The organism is Cellulosimicrobium sp. ES-005 (genome assembly GCF_040448685.1).
Classification (GTDB): domain Bacteria; phylum Actinomycetota; class Actinomycetes; order Actinomycetales; family Cellulomonadaceae; genus Cellulosimicrobium; species Cellulosimicrobium cellulans_G.
In genome coordinates this window covers 3,797,512-3,815,382 of the sequence record NZ_CP159290.1, presented here as the reverse complement: position 1 = coordinate 3,815,382, position 17,871 = coordinate 3,797,512, and the positions used below count along the sequence as shown (strand labels likewise).

The 17,871-nt window shown below is 75.2% G+C and carries 14 protein-coding genes; 6 read left to right on the top strand and 8 right to left on the bottom strand.

The genetic code is table 11. The features are described from left to right. Positions 1-108: 108 nt before the first annotated feature. Positions 109-810 carry a vitamin K epoxide reductase family protein gene (locus ABRQ22_RS17030; protein ID WP_353707576.1) on the top strand — a complete coding sequence of 234 codons (702 nt, stop codon included), beginning with the start codon at positions 109-111 and terminating at the stop codon, positions 808-810. Positions 811-943: 133 nt separating this feature from the next. On the opposite strand, the gene ABRQ22_RS17025 is transcribed toward ABRQ22_RS17030, so the two are convergent. From ABRQ22_RS17025 to ABRQ22_RS17000, 6 genes are all read right to left on the bottom strand, one after another. Further along, the gene (locus ABRQ22_RS17025; protein ID WP_353707575.1) at positions 944-2,440 is read right to left on the bottom strand and encodes a S1 family peptidase; all 1,497 of its coding nucleotides are present in this window, start codon (positions 2,438-2,440) and stop codon (positions 944-946) included. A gap of 118 nt (positions 2,441-2,558) precedes the next feature. Continuing rightward, a complete protein-coding gene (locus ABRQ22_RS17020) occupies positions 2,559-3,530 on the bottom strand; it encodes a LysR family transcriptional regulator (RefSeq protein WP_353707574.1) in 972 nt (323 codons plus the stop codon). 84 nt (positions 3,531-3,614) lie between these two features. Continuing rightward, on the bottom strand, positions 3,615-5,282 hold the full coding sequence (locus tag ABRQ22_RS17015; RefSeq protein WP_353707573.1) for a methyltransferase: 1,668 nt from the start codon (positions 5,280-5,282) through the stop codon (positions 3,615-3,617). Positions 5,283-5,385: 103 nt separating this feature from the next. Beyond that, entirely contained in the window at positions 5,386-5,913 is a 528-nt protein-coding gene (locus tag ABRQ22_RS17010) for a hypothetical protein (RefSeq protein WP_253055296.1), read from the bottom strand. A gap of 109 nt (positions 5,914-6,022) precedes the next feature. Next, positions 6,023-6,643: a hypothetical protein gene (locus tag ABRQ22_RS17005; RefSeq protein ID WP_353707572.1), complete on the bottom strand. Its 621-nt coding sequence runs from the start codon at positions 6,641-6,643 to the stop codon at positions 6,023-6,025. A gap of 93 nt (positions 6,644-6,736) precedes the next feature. Further along, on the bottom strand, positions 6,737-7,447 hold the full coding sequence (locus ABRQ22_RS17000; protein WP_253055294.1) for a DUF981 family protein: 711 nt from the start codon (positions 7,445-7,447) through the stop codon (positions 6,737-6,739). A gap of 503 nt (positions 7,448-7,950) precedes the next feature. On the opposite strand from ABRQ22_RS17000, the gene ABRQ22_RS16995 reads away from it, so the two are divergent. From ABRQ22_RS16995 to ABRQ22_RS16985, 3 genes are all read left to right on the top strand, one after another. Continuing rightward, positions 7,951-8,619, top strand: coding sequence for a TetR family transcriptional regulator (locus tag ABRQ22_RS16995; RefSeq protein ID WP_353707571.1), 669 nt, complete (start codon positions 7,951-7,953; stop codon positions 8,617-8,619). Between the two features lie 129 nt (positions 8,620-8,748). Next, positions 8,749-10,986, top strand: a complete 2,238-nt coding sequence (locus ABRQ22_RS16990) for a glycoside hydrolase family 3 N-terminal domain-containing protein (protein ID WP_353707570.1) — start codon at positions 8,749-8,751, stop codon at positions 10,984-10,986. 59 nt (positions 10,987-11,045) lie between these two features. Then, the gene (locus ABRQ22_RS16985) at positions 11,046-12,392 is read left to right on the top strand and encodes a hypothetical protein (protein WP_353707569.1); all 1,347 of its coding nucleotides are present in this window, start codon (positions 11,046-11,048) and stop codon (positions 12,390-12,392) included. 84 nt (positions 12,393-12,476) lie between these two features. On the opposite strand, the gene ABRQ22_RS16980 is transcribed toward ABRQ22_RS16985, so the two are convergent. Next, the gene (locus ABRQ22_RS16980) at positions 12,477-14,792 is read right to left on the bottom strand and encodes a sodium-translocating pyrophosphatase (RefSeq protein ID WP_253055290.1); all 2,316 of its coding nucleotides are present in this window, start codon (positions 14,790-14,792) and stop codon (positions 12,477-12,479) included. Between the two features lie 233 nt (positions 14,793-15,025). Here ABRQ22_RS16980 and ABRQ22_RS16975 point away from each other — a divergent pair, with 233 nt between their 5' ends. Both ABRQ22_RS16975 and ABRQ22_RS16970 read left to right on the top strand, forming a co-directional pair. Then, complete coding sequence (locus ABRQ22_RS16975) at positions 15,026-15,589, top strand: sigma-70 family RNA polymerase sigma factor (RefSeq protein WP_253055289.1); 564 nt, start codon at positions 15,026-15,028, stop codon at positions 15,587-15,589. Beyond that, positions 15,586-17,007: a hypothetical protein gene (locus ABRQ22_RS16970; RefSeq protein WP_353707568.1), complete on the top strand. Its 1,422-nt coding sequence runs from the start codon at positions 15,586-15,588 to the stop codon at positions 17,005-17,007. Before ABRQ22_RS16975 ends, ABRQ22_RS16970 begins: the two co-directional genes overlap by 4 nt. Positions 17,008-17,039: 32 nt before the next feature. On the opposite strand, the gene ABRQ22_RS16965 is transcribed toward ABRQ22_RS16970, so the two are convergent. Then, positions 17,040-17,870 carry an alpha/beta hydrolase gene (locus ABRQ22_RS16965; protein WP_353707567.1) on the bottom strand — a complete coding sequence of 277 codons (831 nt, stop codon included), beginning with the start codon at positions 17,868-17,870 and terminating at the stop codon, positions 17,040-17,042. Position 17,871: the final 1 nt, after the last annotated feature.

Genomic DNA, 17,871 nt, shown 5'->3' with positions numbered 1-17,871 from the left:
GCGGCGCCGAGCCGGCAGCGCGCCCACCCTGCCGGCCGGCGCCACCTTCTGCCCGCCCGCCGGGGCGTCCCCCGACCCGGCGGGGCCCCGCGGACCCGAGGACCGCCCGTGACCGGAACGACCACCGCCCTGACGGACGAACCGCGCCCGGGCCGGACGCCGTCGGGCCCGGGGGATGCGCAGGACGCGGCGTTCGACCCGTTCGCCCGCCCCACCGGCTGGACCCACTCCCGCGGCGTCCTGTTCGGCGAGATGCTGCTGTTCGGCCTGCTCAGCCTCACCGCGGCGTTCGTGCTGTCGTACGACGCCGTGGTCCTGGCCGCCAACCCCACCGCCACGCTCGCGTGCGACGTCAACACCGTGCTGTCGTGCGGGACGGTCGCCCAGTCGTGGCAGGCGCAGGTGTTCGGCTTCCCCAACGCGTTCCTCGGCCTGATCGCGGAGCCCATCGTCATCACGACGGCGGTCGCGGCGCTGGGCGGGACGCGGTTCCCCCGCTGGTTCCTCTTCGCCGCGCAATGCGTCTACTTCCTCGGCGTCGTGTTCGCCTACTGGCTCTTCTCCCAGTCGATGTTCGTCATCGGCGCGCTGTGCCCGTGGTGCCTGCTCATCACGGTCTCGACCACGCTCGTCTTCGCTTCGCTCCTGCACTGGAACGTCCTGGAGGACAACCTGTACCTGCCGCGGGCCGCGCAGGCACGGCTGCTCGGGTTCGTGCGCTCGGGGGCCTTCGGCTACCTGGTGGCGGCGTGGCTCGTGGGTCTCGCGATCCTCGTGGTGCTCAAGTACGGCCCGGCGCTGCTGGCCTGACGGGACCCCGGCATGCGGCGAGCCACGCCGAACACGTCCCTGCACGCCGCCGAGCACGAGGCTGCTCCCGGAAAGAGGACCGGAACGACAGCAACCTCGTGCTCGACGCGGACGGGGTCAGACGGTCAGGGGCTCAGGGGGTTGTCGTGGCCAGCGAGTAGGCACCGGAGCCCGCGTACGCGTGCACGACGAACCGGTAGTAGCCCGCCGCGCCGTTGTACGTCAGGGACTCGTTGGCCCCCGGCGACGTGGACTGCGCGACCGTCACCCACGAGTACCCGTTCCACTGCTGCAGGTACAGGTCGTAGTCGCTGCCGGCCGGGCCCGTGACGCAGCCGCGGTGGGAGCCCGCGGTCGCGGCCGTGTAGTACGACCCGTTCGGCTGGACGGCCGTCGCCCCGGCCGAGAGCGTGCCGGTGTACGTCCGGGCGTAGCCGGCGCAGCCGGTCGGGGGCTCGGGGTCGCCGCCCCCGCCGTCGCTCGTGACGAGCGTGAGCCCGTACGCGGAGAGGATCTCCCCGACGGGCTGGAAGTACGTCGTGCCGCCGGTGCTGCAGCTGCCGGACCCGCCGGAGGTGACGCCCTGCGCCTGGTTGCCCGCGAGCAGCGAGCCGCCGGAGTCGCCCGGCTCGGCGCACACGTTCGTGCGGATGAGGCCGGTGATGGTGCCCTGCGCGTACGTGACCGAGGCGTTGTACGCGAGGACCGTCCCGCAGTGCCAGCCGGTGGTCGAGCCCGACCGGCACACCGACGCGCCGACCGGTGCCTGCGTCGCCCCGGCCACGGCCACGCGGCCGCCGGCGTAGTTGTTCACCGCGCCGACCGGCGTGTTGCCCGCGTCGACCTGGACCCAGGCGTAGTCGTTGCCGGGGAAGCTCGACCCGCGGAACGTGCCGGCGGGGCCCGACGTGCGCGCGCCGACCGAGCCGCAGTGCCCGGCGGTGACGAACCCGCCCTGGACCGCGAACCCGACGGAGCACCGCGTGCCGCCACCGATCGTGTAGGCGTTGCCGCCGACGACGTCGATCAGCGGCCGGGGCACCTCGGCCGTCTCCTCGTACGCCACCGCGTCCGCGGGCACGCCCGCCGCCGCGACCTGCGCGGCGACGTCGGACTCGCCACCCTCGCGGACGGAGACGACGACGCGGTTGCGCGTCACGTCGACGTACCAGCCCGGCAGCGCCGCCGGGTCGTCGGCGAGCGCGCCGTCGAGGGTCGCGCGCCAGGACTCGAGGTCCGCGAGCGTATGGTCCACGGTCACGGCGGTGGCGCCCTCGGCCCGCACCGCACGGGCGTCGGCGGCGTCGGTGACGCCGACGTAGAGGACGTTCGCGGAGTCGTCGACCCAGGCGCCCGCGAAGTCGGCGCCCAGACGACGCTCGAGCGCCGCCTCGGTGCCCGCCGCGTCGGACTGGAAGGCGAGACGCGTCCGTGCGTCCCGCGCGCTGAGGCCCAGGTCGCGCTGCAGCGCACGTTCCAGGCCGGGGGTCGTCTTGGGGACCGCGCGCACCGTCGCGCGCTGGTCCTCGGGGGCGGGCGTGCCCGCGACGGCGTGCGTCGCGGCCGCGCCCGTCAGGAGCGTCGCGGCGGCGGTGACCGCGGCGATCCTCCTGCGGAGTGGTCGTGTCATGTCGTCCATTCCCTTCGCCGGGCCCGGGTGGCCCGGTCGAAGGTCACGCTAGGGAGACGTCCAGCCCACGCCCAGATCGCGATCAGGTCATACGCGGGCGCTATGTGCGGGCTCGCCCCTACGCGATCTCCACCGGGTGCTCGGCACGCCAGCGCCGGTAGCGCGGCGACCGCTGCACCGCGTCGCGGTGCGCCCCCGCGGCGGCGCGCGCGATCGCGTCGACCGGCAGACGCTCGGCCGCGTCGCGGCGCCAGCCCACGTGGTGCGTCCAGCGCAGCGGGGCGCCGTCGAGCGCGACCGTCCGCACGCCGGGCGCGTCGAGCAGCACGGGCTGGACGAGCGCGACCGCGTGCCCGCCGCGCACCTGGTCGATGCACGACGTCCGGTCCGACTCCCCCATCGCCCGCGGCGTGAACCCCGCCCGCACGCACGCGCTCACGAAGCACCGCTCGAAGCACCCGCTCCCCGGGGCCGTGAGCCACAGCGCGTCGGCCAGCTCGCCCAGCCCGACGGCGTCCCGCGCCGCGACCGGGTGGTACTCGTCGACGAGCACGAACACGGGGTCCGTCGACACCGCCGTCCAGACGAGGCCCCCGTCCGCGGGCGGGGCCGCGTCGCCGCACATCCCGACCAGCGCCACGTCGAGCGTCCCGCCCGCCAGCCGCTCCGCCGTCTCCTCGACGGACCACGACGTCGCCGTGGTGACGAGGAGGTCGTCCACCCCGAGCGCGCCGGGCAGCGCCGCGTGCAGGCGGCTCGCGAACAGCCCGCCGATCGCGGAGCTCACCGTCCCCACGCGGACGGAACCCGCCGTCGACCGGTCGGAGACGTGCCGCCGCGCGTCGTCGACGAGCGCCGCCATCGCGGGCAGCACGACGCGCGCGTGCCGCAGCACGAGCTCGCCGAGCTCGGTCGGGCGCGCGCCCAGGCGGTCGCGCGTGAACACGCACCCGCCCAGGGTGCGGTCGATCCGGTTGAGCTGGGCGGTGAGGGCGGGCTGCGCGAGGCCGAGCGACGCCGCCGCCTTGGTCACGCTGCCCGACTCGGCCACCACCACGATCATGCGCAGGTGCCGCACCTCGAGGTCCATGCCACCCGAACGTATCGGTGCGGGCCCGCCCTGTCTCGCCTGTCGCGCCCGTCTCGCGACCGCGAACGTCGCCGGACCCGGGTGTCAGCCGACCGGCACCAGGAACCCGTCGCCCACGAGGCCTCGCACGCTCGGCAGCAGCTCGCCCGCGAGGTCGTCCGCCGGCACCTCGAAGAGCGCGGCGATCGCCCCGACGAGCTGCCCGACGGCGAGCTCGCCGTCGCTCGCCCCGGCGAGCGCCGCGAGCCCCGTCGACGCCTGGACGGCCCGCCCGAAGCCGTCGCCCTGACGCAGCAGGACGACCGTCGGGTCGGGAGCGCCCGGCGTGTGGAACCGCTCCTCGGTCACGTCGGGCGCGACGGCGAGGCGCGCGCTCGCGAGCGCGGCGTCGTCGCGCGCCGTGAGCCAGTCGTGCGCCGCCAGCGCCGCCGCGAGGTGACCGCCGAGGGGCTGGCGGACCGGCCCCGTGCGTTCCTCGAGCCGGCGCAAGGTGGGGCGGGCGCCGTCGAGCGGGCGCCGCAGCGTCACGATCCCGAACCCGACGGCCTCCACGTCGCGGGCCGCGAAGTCGTCGAGCCACGCGGCGTAGGCGGCGGCCCAGGCCCCGGGCTCGCGCTCCGGCGTCGTCCCGCCGTCGCGGATCCACGTCTCCGCGTACTCGGCCGGGTCCTGCACCTCGCGCTGGACCACCCAGCCGTCCAGCCCCGCCTCGTCGAGCCACTCCCCGACGCGCTCGTCCCACGGGACGCCGCGGCGGTGCTCCCAGTTGCCGAGGAGCTGGGCCACGCCGCCCGGCGCGAGGACCGCGGCGACGCCCGTCACGAGGTCGCGCACGACGTCGTCGCCCGCGCGCCCGCCGTCGCGGTACTCGTACTCGGGCAGCGCGCCGGCACCGCCCGCGCGGGGTGTGATGACGAACGGCGGGTTCGACACGACGAGGTCGAACCGCTCGCCCGTCACGGGCTCGAGCATCGACCCCTCGCGGAGCTCGATCGCCGCGCCACGCCCCGTGGCCGCTGCCGCACCCGTGCCGAACGGCAGGTTGAACGCCGTGTTGAACGCCGCGAACCCGAGGGCTCGCCGCGAGATGTCGGTGCCGACGACCGACCGCGCGTGCCGCGCGGCGTGCAGGGCCTGGATCCCGCAGCCCGTCCCGAGGTCGAGCACGCGTCCGACCGGGGTGCGGACCGTCACCTGCGCGAGCGTCAGGGACGCCCCGCCCGCGCCCAGCACGTGGTCGGCCGCGAGCCGGCGACCCGTCGCGAGCTCGCCCAGGTCCGAGGAGAGCCACCACGTCACCGGGCCCGCCGCGTCCGACGCCGCGTAGGGCCGCAGGTCCACGAGTGCGCGCACGGCGTCGTCGTCCGCCGCGCCCGCGGCCTCGACCAGCCCGAGCCGCCGGGCGCCGTCGACCCCCGTGCGCCCCAGGGCGGCGTCGACCGCGGCGCGCGGGACGTCGTCGCCCAGGAGGAACAGCGCGGCGAGCGCGGCCGTGGGGTCACCCTCGCGTCCCCGCAGCGCGCGCCGCGCGGGCACGGCCTGCTCGCGGTGCAGCGCGGCCGAGGCGACCGGGCCGAGCACCCGCTCGACGCCGTCGACCGTGAAGCCTGCCGCCGCGAGGTCCGCGCGCAGCGTCGTCGCGGCCTCCGCGAGCTCCGCCGGGGCCAGGCCCGCGCCCGGCGGGGGCGGGCTCACGACGGCGTCCGGCCGGGCGGGCGCGGAGGAGGCTGGGGCGGCGTCGGCAGGAGGCATGGGTCCATCCTGGCGGATCCGCGCGCGGGGCGTCCGGTCCGGCCCCGGACGCGCCGGACCCCGGCGCGCCGAGGCGGGCCGGGGTCCGGAGGGAGCAGGGGCGTCAGCAGTTCTGCGTGCCGTACACCGCGACGTTCTGCGCGGAGGTCTGGAACGACTCGTCGGTCATGAGCGACGTGATGGACGACAGGTCGGCGCTGGCCGGGTCGTCCACGGCGGTCTCGAGCGTGTCGGTGAGCTGGCGGAACACGCCCGTGACCGTGTCCCAGTCACCGCTGATCTCGGCGGGGGCCTCAGCCGCCTCGAGGGACGCGGTGAACGTCTCGAACTCGGTGACGGCGCCGGCCGGGTCGCTGGTGTCGATCGAGCCGAGCGTGCTCTGGGCGTCGAGGAGCGTCTGGTAGGCGGTGCAGAAGTCGCCCGAGGCCTCGGCGTCGCCGGTCTCCTCCTCCGTGGTGTCCTCCGACTCCGAGGACTCGTCCTCGGCCGGGGTGGTCTCCTCCGACGCGGTCGTCTCGGAGTCGGTGCTCGCGTCGTCGCCCGAGCCGCCGCAGGCGGCGAGGCCGAGCACGAGAAGGGCGCTCGTCGCGAGGGCGGTCGTGGTCTTCGTGATCGTCAGTCGGTTGCGCATGTGCCCCATGGTTTCCCATGGCGGCGCCTCGCGCGCCCCCAAACCGCCGAGGTGGGGACCGCTCCCCATGTGGCGAGCGCCACGGGGTGAAAGACCTGCCTGCCCTCGATCAGCGGGTGCACCCCGCACGGAAGTAGTCGGTGACCGCCCGGGACGACGACGTGAGGGCGCCCGTGTCGATGCGGCGCCCGACGCGGTCGATCGCCCGGGACAGCTCACCTGTGTCGCGCGCGCCGGTCGCCTCGACCTCGTCGGCGATCATCGTGAGATAGGTCGTCACGACGGCCCAGTCGCGCGCGATCTCGTCGGGCGGCGAGGCCCCGGCGAGGGTGTCGCGGGCCGTCGTGAACCCCTCGACGAGCGCCTCGGGGTGCTCGACGGTGAGGTTCACCTGCGCCTTGGCGGCGGCGCCCCACGCGACCTCCGCGTCCCGGCAGACCGGGTCGACGGCGGTCGCGGCGGCAGGGTCCGCCGTCGTGCCCTCGGCCTCGTCCCCCGGTTCGGCCGCCTCGTCGTCGGGCGTGGTCCCCGGAGCGTCGTCGGCGCCGCCGTCGTCCACCGGGGCGGCGTCCCCGCCCTCCGACGCGGCGGGAGGCGAGGGCACCGCGGCCGGGGCGGCGTCGGGCAACGACACGACGTCGAACGCGCCGCTCGCGACGACGGCCAGGCACAGCCCGGCGACGACGGCGAGGACCGCGGCGTGAGCCACGGCGCGCACCGGTGATTGCATGGCCCCTATGATGACGCCTCGCGCGCGCGAGGCGAACCCCGCGAGCCGTCCCGGCCCACGGGGTCCCGCCCGCCCGCTGGACGGCGGCCCTCGTCAGCCCATCGTGTTGACGATGAGCCCGATGTGGGTGAAGAAGTTCATGGCGCCGAACAGCAGGAACGCGACGCCGGACAGGCCCCATGCCCACCCGATGACGACGCGGACGACCCGGCGACCGGAGCGCACCGCGAACGGGAAGAGGATCGCGCCGACGCCGACGAGCGCGATGAGCCCGGACATGAAGATCGCCTCGACGAGCGGGTAGGCGGCGAACGCGCCCGAGATGGGCTCCTCCGGCGGCGCGGCGAAGAGCTGGTACGTCACGCCGGCGATCGCGATGGCGACGAGCCCGAGGCCCATGCCGAGCACGAACACCGACACGGGGCGCGCGACGGCCTGCAGGTGCTCGGTGGCGTCGGCCCGCTCGAGCGCGGCGCGGCCGCGCGTCCACAGGTAGAACGCGGCGGCGAGGAGCAGCACGCCGAACGCGAGGCTCGTCTCGCCGAAGATGATGTTGTCGAACGGGAAGCCGCCCGCGGCGAGCGGCCACGTGAGCGTCATGTGCAGCCCGGTCGCCGTGAGGATCGTGCCGAGCACGCCGAACGCGAGCGACCACCCCTCGACGACGACCTTCCCCGGCGACCGCAGCAGCTCACGGCCGAGCATGACGAGCAGGATCAGCCCGGCGCCGACGGCGACGGACATCACGGTGTTGTAGGTGGGCATCTGCGCCCAGTCGATGACGAGCCCCTCGGCGGCGACCATCTCTGTCCACTCCTCGTTCGTTCCCACGAGCCGCACTCACGGCCCGAGGTCGATAACCATACGCACGTATAGGTTATTCCTCCGACCCCCCGGACGAAACCAGCCCCGCCTGCTCGCCAGACGCCCGCGACCGACATCCCGCGACCGCGGCGCCGCGCAGGGACGGTGCCGGGACGGTGCGGGAAGGCTCCACGGCGACCGGACGCAAAGCGGCAACGTGCTGGTGAGACCGACACCGCGGGCGGTCGCCCGAGGTGAGCACCGACCAGGGCGAGACGACGCCGGGCGGGGTGGGTGGTGGTGCCGCGTCGTGGTCGGGCCTGGCGGGAGCCGCGAGGAACGAGCGGCGGATGGTAGACGCGGCACCACCACCCACCCCGCCCACCCAGGGCAACCCCACGCCGTCGAACACAGAAACCACGGCTCCACCTCGGCCAACCAGGGCTCTACCTCGGCGTACCGGGTCTCCGGGCGCGCGGTGTCGGCCTCACTACGATGGCAGCGTGGACGACGGAGCGGGCACCATCGACCGGGCGGCGCGGCACGACGGGGGGAACGCGGGGGCCGGGACGGTCCACGACCCGGCGCACGGGGCGCGCGCCACGGTGCAGGGGCGCAGCGCGCAACGACAGCGCGCGATGGTGGAGGCGGCGGCGCACCTGCTCATCGAGGAGGGCTTCGGCGCCGTGACCCACCGCCGGGTGGCGCGCGCGGCGGGCGTGCCGCAGGGCTCGGCGTCGTACTACTTCCCGACGAGCGCGTCGCTGGTCTCGACGGCGGTCGAGGCCGCGGAGGACGTGCGCGCCGCGGCGGCGCAGGACCGGGCCGACGCGCTGTCGCGGGAACGTCGTTCGAGCGCGGCGACCGCGCGCGAGCTGATCGAGACGCTGTACGCCCCGCACGTGGACGACACGGTGGTCGACGTGCGGCTGGACCCGATGCTGACGGCGATGCGCGACCCGGCGCTCCGGCCGATCATGCGCGCGTCGCGGCCGCGCCTGCTCGCTGCGGCGCAGACCGTGCTGGACGCGTCGGGGCACGCGCACGTGTCGGACGTCGACCTGGTGGCGCACGTCGTCGACGCGGCGCTGCTGTCCGCGGCGGCGGAGGACGGGCGCGTGCTGGACCACGCGACGGAGACGGTCGCGCGCTTCCTGGACCACTGGCGCTGAGCGCCAAACTTACTTACCGGTTATTCAGTTTTACCGGTAGAGTGGCCGCGCCCGGGCTCCCGAGCGCGTGAGCGGCGAACGCTCGACGCGCACCCGGGAACCGTCGCCGTCGCCGTGGAAGGACCGTCCGTGAGCACCCTCCCCTACCTCGATCCTGCGCTGCCCGTGGCCGACCGCGTCGAGGACCTCCTGGCGCGGATGACGCTCCCCGAGAAGGTCGGGCAGATGCTGCAGCTCGACGCGCGCGACGGCGTCGGCCCGGCGGTCCTGGACAAGCACGCGGGGTCGCTGCTGCACACGTCCCCGCAGAACGTGCTCGAGGCCCACGCGCTCACCGGGCGGACCCGGCTCGGCATCCCCCTGCTCGTCGCCGAGGACTGCATCCACGGCCACTCCTTCTGGGTCGGCGCGACGATCTTCCCCACGCAGCTCGGCATGGCGGCCACGTGGGACCCCGACCTCGTCGAGCAGGTGGCCCGCGCCACGGCCGTCGAGGTCGCCGCGACCGGCATCCACTGGACGTTCTCGCCGGTGCTGTGCATCGCGCGCGACCTGCGCTGGGGCCGCGTCGACGAGACCTTCGGCGAGGACCCGTACCTCATCGGCGAGCTCGCGTCGGCGATGGTGCGCGGGTACCAGGGCGAGGGTCTCGCGGACCCGACCGGGGTCCTCGCGACCGCCAAGCACTTCGCCGGCTACTCCGAGACGCAGGGCGGCCGCGACGCGAGCGAGGCCGACATCTCGCCGCGCAAGCTCCAGTCCTGGTTCCTGCCCCCGTTCGAGCGCGTCGCCCGCGAGGGCTGCGCGACCTTCATGCTCGGCTACCAGTCCATGGACGGCGTGCCGGTCACCGTCAACGGCTGGTTGCTCGACGACGTCCTGCGCGGAGAGTGGGGCTACACCGGGACGCTCGTCACCGACTGGGACAACGTCGGCCGCATGGTCTGGGAGCAGCACATCCAGCCCGACTACGTGCACGCCTCCGCCGCCGCCGTCCGCGCGGGCAACGACATGGTCATGACGACGCCGAGGTTCTTCGAGGGCGCGCTGGAGGCGGTCGCGCGCGGGCTCGTCGAGGAGTCGGCGATCGACGCGGCGGTCCGCCGCATCCTCACGCTGAAGTTCCGGCTCGGCCTGTTCGAGGACCCGCGACGCCCCGACGTCGCGCGCCAGGAGGCCGTCATCGCCTCGGCGGAGCACACGGCCGTCAACCTCGAGGTCGCGCGCCGCTCGCTCGTCCTGCTGACGAACGACGGCACGCTCCCCTTCACGAACGGGCGCACGGTCGCCGTCGTCGGGCCGAACGCGGACGACGACCACACGCAGCTCGGGGACTGGGCCGGAGCGTCGGGGCAGGCCGACTGGCTGCCCGACGGGCATCCGCGCGAGATGACGACGACCGTCCTCGACGGCTTCCGCGCCCACGTCCCCGAGGGCTGGACGGTCACGCACGCGCGCGGTGCCGACATCCTCACGCTCGAGCCCGACCCGGAGGGCGAGCTGTTCCCCGACGGGCAGCCGCGCCCGCAGGTCGTCGTGCCGGCCGAGCCCGACGACGCGCTGATCGCCGAGGCCGTGGCCGTGGCGCGCGACGCGGACCTCGTCGTCGCCGTCGTCGGCGACCGGATCGAGCTCGTCGGCGAGGGCAAGTCGACCGCGACGCTCGAGCTCGTCGGCGGCCAGGTCGGGCTGCTCGACGCGCTCGTCGAGACCGGCACACCCGTCGTGGTCGTCGTCGTCGCGTCCAAGCCGCTCGTCCTCCCGCCGTCCGCCCACGCCGCGGCCGCGATCGTCTGGGCCGCGAACCCCGGCATGCGCGGCGGGCAGGCGGTGGCCGAGCTCGTGCTCGGGCAGATCGAGCCCGAGGGGCGGCTCCCGATCTCCTTCGCGCGCCACGCCGGCCAGCAGCCCACCTACTACAACGTGGTGCGCGGCCAGCACGGCGACCGGTACGCCGACCTCACGCAGCGCCCCGCGTTCGCCTTCGGGGAGGGCCTGAGCTACACGACGGTCGACTACGCGGACCTGCGCGTCCTGGGCTCCGTGCACGGCCCCGACGACGTCGTCCGCGCCCAGGTCACGCTGACCAACACCGGCGCACGGCCCGTCCGCGAGACCGTGCAGGTCTACGTGAGCGACACGGTCACGTCGGTGACGTGGGCCGAGAAGGAGCTCAAGGCGTACCGCAAGGTCGCGCTCGCGCCCGGCGAGCAGGTGACGGTCGACCTCGAGGTGCCCGTCGCGGACTGCACGCTCGTCGACGCCCAGGGCCGCCGGGTCGTCGAGCCGGGCGAGTTCGAGCTCCGCGTCGGCCCGTCGTCCCGCGACGACGCGCTGCTGCGCGCGCCGTTCACCGTCAAGGGCTGAGGGCAGGCCGCGTCCGGAGCGCCTGGGCCCCGGCCCCGCCCCCGCTACGATCGGCGACCGTGACCGTCGCCCCGCGCACCCTCGCCACGTCGTGCGCCGCCGTCCTCGTCGTCGGCCTCACCTCGGCGTGCGCGCTGAACGCGGGGTCGGCGAAGGCCCAGCGCTTCGAGGACGACTGGCGCGGCACGCCCGACGTGGCCGAGGTCGAGACCGACGCGTCGAACGACCTGCCCTTCGCGGGCTCCGCGCACGGGACCCTCGTCGTCGAGCCCGGCACGTCCGCGGAGCGCGTGGCCGAGCTGTTCCACGAGCTCGGCGCGTACGTCGACGCGCACGACGGCGTCGACGGGTCGCTCGAGGTCGAGCACCTGACGCTCGGCGCCCGTCCCGACCGCGAGCGCAACGACGCCGTCCTCGACACGTGGAACGCGCTCCGTGACGACCCGGCCGTCGTCGGCGGCGAGCTCGGCACGAGCGAGGTGAGCGTCGACCTGGACGACCCCGAGCGGTTCGCCCGTCTCGTCGCGGACCTCGCCCTCCCCGGGGACGAGCTGCAGCCGCTCGAGGGCACCGACGTCGTGGTCACCGCCGGACCGTTCGTCGCCGAGGTCGCCTCGGGGGACGACCCGAGCGCGGCGCTGGACGCGCTCCGCGCCGTCGACGACGAGTACGGCGTCACCGAGGCTCGGCTCGCGACCTCCCCGGACCCGCGCCTCGAGCTGCGCGTGGTCGACCCGGCCCGCGTCGCCGACGCACAGGCCCTCGCCCGGTCCACCGCCCCCGAGATCGCCGGCGCGCTCGTCGTCCAGGGTGGCGACGTGACCTTCGAGGGGACTGACGCCGATGCCTCGCCGGAGGCGCTCGATCTCGCGGTCCGGCTCGGTGCACGACCCGACGTCACCGCGGTCACGGTCACGCAGGACGGGCTCGAGGTCCGCGTGGACCATGTCGAGGTTGCCGTCGCGCTCGCCGACGAGCTCGCCGACGACCCCGACGCGGCGGTCCTGGGGGCGGTGCTCGCCGCCAACGACGACGTCCCCGGCCCGGGCGAACCGGGACCGTGGGTCTTCCGCACCGTCGTGGCCGGTCGTACGCCGGGTCCGCTCACCGCAGCCGACGTGCGGGACGTCGGCGCCGCGGTCCCGGCGCTGGCTCGCCTCGCCGCGATCGACCGGGTGAGCGCCGAGTTCGGCGAGCACGCCCCGCTCACCGAGGAGGACGTGGCGGCGCTCGCGCGCGAGCTCGCCGTGCGGGTTCCCGCGGGGACGCCCGTCCAGGTCACGGCGGGGGGCGACTTCGCGGTCGAGCTCACCGCCGGACCCGACCCGGTGCCCGGGGAGATCACGTACCCGACCCGGATCGACGACGACGTGTTCTACGACGCCTGGCGGGAGGCCTGGCCGTAGGCCGAGGGCACGCGAGAGGCTCCGCGCGGCAGGACGCCCGGGCCGCGCGGGCCCGGGCGTCCTCGTGCGCTGGTCCGCGACCGGTCAGGCGCCGGTCGCGACCCGCTCCGGCTCGACCGACGAGTCCTCGCGGTCGACCCGCGCCGCGCGCAGGCGGGACATGATCACCGCGCCGAAGGCGATCGCCGCCGCGACCACGGCGATGCCGATGCGCAGCGCGTGGTTCGCGTCCGCGGGCACGCTCATGAGCACCACCGCGGGGGCGATGAGCACCGACACGAGGTTCATGACCTTGATGAGAGGGTTGATCGCCGGGCCGGCCGTGTCCTTGAACGGGTCGCCGACGGTGTCGCCGATGACGGTCGCGGCGTGCGCCTCGGAGCCCTTGCCCCCGTAGGCGCCGTCCTCGACGATCTTCTTCGCGTTGTCCCACGCCCCGCCCGAGTTGGCGAGGAACACCGCCATGAGGACGCCCGCGCCGATCGCCCCGGCGAGGAAGCCGGCGAGCGGGCCGACGCCCAGGCCGAACCCGACCGCGATGGGCGCGAACGCGGCGAGCAGGCCCGGCGTCGCGAGCTCGCGCAGCGAGTCGCGCGTGCAGATGTCCACGACCTTGCCGTACTCCGGGCGCTCCTGGAACGTCATGATCCCGGGGTGCTCGCGGAACTGGCGGCGCACCTCGAAGACGATCGCCCCGGCGGCCCGCGTCACGGCGTCGATCGCGAGACCGGAGAAGAGGAAGACCGTCGCGGCGCCGAGGATCACGCCCACGAGCGTGATCGGCGAGATGATCTCGTAGTCGAGCATCGCCGTGACGAGGCCGCTCCCGACCGTCTGGACGTCCGCCATCGCGTGGCTCACGGCATCGGCGTACGACCCGAACAGGGCGGTCGCCGCGAGCACCGCCGTCGTGATGGCGATGCCCTTGGTGATGGCCTTCGTCGTGTTCCCGACCGCGTCGAGGTCCGTGAGGATCTGCGCGGCCTCCGGGTCGCCATCGCCCGACTCGCCAACCGACATCTCGTAGATGCCCTGCGCGTTGTCCGAGACCGGGCCGAACGTGTCCATCGCGACGATGACGCCGACCGTGGTGAGCAGCCCGCACCCGGCGAGCGCGACGAGGAACAGCGCGAGCCAGACCGAGCCGCCCGCGAGCAGGAACAGGCCGCAGATCGCCGCGGCGATCACGCCCGCCGTGTACACCGCGGACTCGAACCCGACGCCGATGCCGGACAGGACGACCGTCGCCGCGCCCGTGCGCGAGGTCGCCGCCACGTGCAGGGTCGGCTTGGACGTCGTGCCGGTGAAGTAGCCCGTGATCCACAGGATGATGCCCGCGAGGACGATGCCGATGACGACCGCGAGGCTCGCGACGACGCGCGGGTCGGCCGCGAGGCCCGAGAGGTCGCCGAGGTCCGCGGTGCCGTCGAGCGCCGAGAACGACGAGGGCAGGTAGACGAACGCGGCGACGGCGGCGAGCACCGCGCCGATGAGCGCCGAGAGGTAGAACCCGCGGTAGATGGCCTTGAGGCCGTTCTCCTGGCCGCGCACGCGCGTGATGAACACGCCGAGCACGGCGACGAGCGCGCCGATCGCGGTGACCACGAGCGGGAAGACGAGGCCCTCCTCGCCCATCGCGGCCTTGCCCAGGATGAGCGCCGCGACGAGCGTCACGGCGTACGACTCGAAGAGGTCGGCGGCCATGCCGGCGCAGTCGCCCACGTTGTCGCCCACGTTGTCCGCGATCGTCGCGGCGTTGCGCGGGTCGTCCTCGGGGATGCCCTGCTCGACCTTGCCGACCAGGTCCGCGCCGACGTCGGCCGCCTTGGTGAAGATGCCGCCGCCCACGCGCATGAACATCGCGAGCAGCGCGGCGCCGAAGCCGAAGCCCTCGAGCACGGCCGGGGCGTCGCCCTTGTAGACGAGCACGACCCCCGCGGCGCCGAGCAGGCCGAGACCGACCACCGACATGCCGACGACGCCGCCCGTCCGGAACGCGATGCGCGCGCCCTCGGTGCGTCCGCCCGGCCGGGTCGCGGCCGACGCGACGCGCACGTTGGCACGCACCGCGAGCCACATGCCGAGGTAGCCGATCGCCGCCGAGAACCCGGCGCCGACGAGGAACGCAACCGAGCGCCCCACGCGGATGCCGCCGTCGCCCGGCAGGAGGAACAGCAGGCCGAACACGATCACCGCGAACAGCGCGAGCGTGCGGAACTGGCGGCTCAGGTAGGCCCCGGCGCCCTCCTGCACGGCCTGGGCGATGTCCTGCATCTTCGCCGTGCCCTCGTTCGCGGCGAGGACCTGTCTGCGCAGGACGAACGCGAAGACCAGCGCGACGAGCGCGATCACCGCGATGACGGTGACGATGGTGAGACTTTCCGAACCGAGCGTGAGCATCCGTCCTCCTTGACGAACCGCGCGACCGTCGCGCCGGTCCCCTGCCGGAGCGATGGGGGTGAGTCTACGCACGTGTGGCGCACGTCACGACCACTCGTGCAGGACGTCACAAACGCGGCGCACCGACCGGTCGTGAGCCGCCCCGAACCGCGAGCTCCCCCACCCCAACGAAACCCTCGACCCCGTCGTTGAGAAGGGCAAGAGTGGTTCCAGGAGCGGGGGAGGCGGTCGCGATGGCGCGGTGGGAAGAGGTGCTGGACGAGATCGTCCGCACACGGCGTCGTGCCCTCGTGGGCTACGCCTATCTCCTGACGGGAGACGTCACGGAGGCGGAGGACCTCGTGCAGGACGCCCTGTTCCGGACGTTCCGGCGGGGCCGCGGGGCGACCGACTTCGCGCTCGCCGAGAGCTACGTGCGACGCGCGGTCCTCAGCGGGTTCCTCGACGGCACCCGACGGCGGCGCCGCTGGGACGGCGTGCGCCACCTGCTCGCCCCGCCCGTCCCCACCGACCGCGTCGAGCCCGTCGTCCAGGCGCGTGTCGACGTCGTCGAGGCGCTCGGCGCGCTCGCGCCCCGTGAGCGCGCGTGCGTCGTCCTGCGCTACTTCTCCGACCTCACCGTCCGGGACGTCGCCGAACGGCTCGCGCTGAGCGAGGGCGCCGTCAAGCGGTACCTGAGCGACGCGAACGCGAAGCTCGCGGCGCGGCTCGGCCCGCTGCGCGTCGCCGACGACGACCTGCCCGTCACGGCTCCCGTCCGCGGGAGCGCCCCGTCCGCCCCTGGAGGTGCGCGATGAACCGCCCCACGAACCCCGGCCCCGTCGACCTCGACGTCGTGCTGCGGTCGGTCGCCGACGAGGTGGTCCCCCAGACCGACGACGCGACGTCCGCCGGTCTCGTCCGCGACGGCGTGCGCCACGTCCGCCGTCGCCGTGCCGTCCTGGTCGGCGCGGCCGCCGTGCTCGCCGTCGCCGCCGCGGGCGTCGGCGCGAACGCCCTGCTCGCCGAGGACCCGCGCCCCGTCCTGCCCGCTCCCGCCCCGACCCCCGAGCCCACGCCGAGCCCGGCACCCACGTACCGGGCCGCGTTCCCCTCTCCCGTCACGACCGACGCGCTCCGGTGCGGCGCGCCCGCACCCACGGCGACGGGCACCGACGTGCTGGCGACGGCGTCGGTCGACCCGGCCGCCGTCACCGTGGCGTCCTCCGACCTCGTCGAGGTCACGGGGCGCGTGTCCGTCGACCCGGCCGCGCGCGTGAGTGTCCTGGACCCGGCCGGGCTCACCGGGTACGTCGTCGTGCAGGACGGCCTCGTCGTGTCGTCCCTGACGCCCACGAACCTCGACGGCGCGACGCCGGTCGACCTCGCCGAAGGCGACGTGCTCGACCTCGCCACCTCGGTCGACTCGTTCGCCTCGTGCGACCCCGACGGTGACACCGAGCACTCGCCCTCGCTGCCGCCGGGCGACTACGAGCTCGCGGTCGTCGTCCCCTGGGTCGTGTCGTCGTACGCGCTGGAGCGCGACGGCGCCTGGGGCGAGCCCGTGACCGCCGCCGACGGGTCGAGCGAGCCGCTCTTCGACGGCTGGCTCGTGACGCCGTCGGTGCCGTTCACGGTCTCGGCCGACCCCGACGCGGGACCGTCCGCGTCCTCGCAGACCCCGGACCCGGTGCCCGGGGCCTTCCCAGGACCGACGACGACGTTCCCCGCAGCGCCGTCGTACGAGGACCTCCAGTGCGGCATGCCCGCGCCCGCCCCGACCGGCGACGAGCTCCTCGCACGGCTCGAGACCCCCGGGACCCTCTCGGTGGCGGGCGGGACCGAGGTCACCCTCGCCGCCCGGCTCGCCGGGCTCCCCACGGCGCGCACCGAGACGGTCGACTTCCGCTGGCTCCGGGCGTACGTCGTCGCCCGGGACGGGGTGATCGTCAGCTCGACCGTGCCGGCCACCGACTCCGAGGCGTACGCCGTCCTCGAGCCGGGCGCGACCGAGCCGCTCGACCACGTCGTCACCACCGCGGTGGCGTGCGAGTGGGGGCTGCCCTCGGACGCGTCGCTGCCGCCCGGCGAGTACACGGTGCAGGTCGTGCACCCGTGGATGATCACGCGGTACGCCCTGCAGCAGGTCGACGGGTCGTGGGGCGCCGAGACCGCGGGCGGCAGCCTCTACAAGGGCTGGCTCGTCTCGGCACCGGTCCGGCTGACGATCACCTGACCCGTGCCGATCCGGGCCGGTCAGGGGGCCGGTCAGGGCCGGGCGTGCCCGTGCGGCGCGCCCGGCGTCCGCCGCTCCGTGCGGTGAGCGCCCGCCGCGAGGCGGGCGACGACGTCGGGCCGGGTGAGCGGGAACAGGTGCCCCTCGCCCGCGAGCCCGACGCGCGGGACGGCGAGCCGGTCGGACAGCTCGCGCTGCTGGCGCAGGAACCGCGCGCTCCCGCGCAGACCCGTGACGAGCAACGGGTCCGCCGCCGTGGACAGGGAGCGCCCTGAGTCGAGCAGCGCGCGCACCCGCGGCGCCTGCTCCCAGCTCGCGAACCACTCGTGGGCGAGCATCGTCCAGGTGCTCGCGCTCCCGTAGCGCACCCGCGCCACGTCGCGCGGGAGCGGGTCCGCGCGACGGGCGACGACCCGCACCGCCCCGCGCCGCAGGGCCGGTCCGGCCGTCGCGAGCGCGCTGCCGACCATCGCAGCCGCCGCGTCCCCCGCCCGGGCGGTCGGCCGCCCCGGGTGCAGGGCCGGGAGGTGCGGCTCCCACGGGCTCGTCGGGTCCAGGAGCACGAGGCGGCGCACCTCGCCCGGGTGCAGCAGCGCCCACTCCAGCGCGGCGAGCCCGCCCACGGAGTGACCGACGAGGTCCACCGGTCCGGAGCCGTCCAACCGCAGGGCCGTCCGCACCGCGTCGACCGGCCCGGTGACCGGCGTGCGCCACGCGTCCAGGACGCGCACGTCGTCGGTGCGCGCGGCGTCTCGGAGCTCGCCCGCCAGCGGCGCGAAGTCCTCGGGCGTCAGCGCCAGCCCGGGGAGGACGACCCAGGTCGTCGCGCGGTCCGGCGCGTCCGCTCCTCGGCCTGCGCTCACG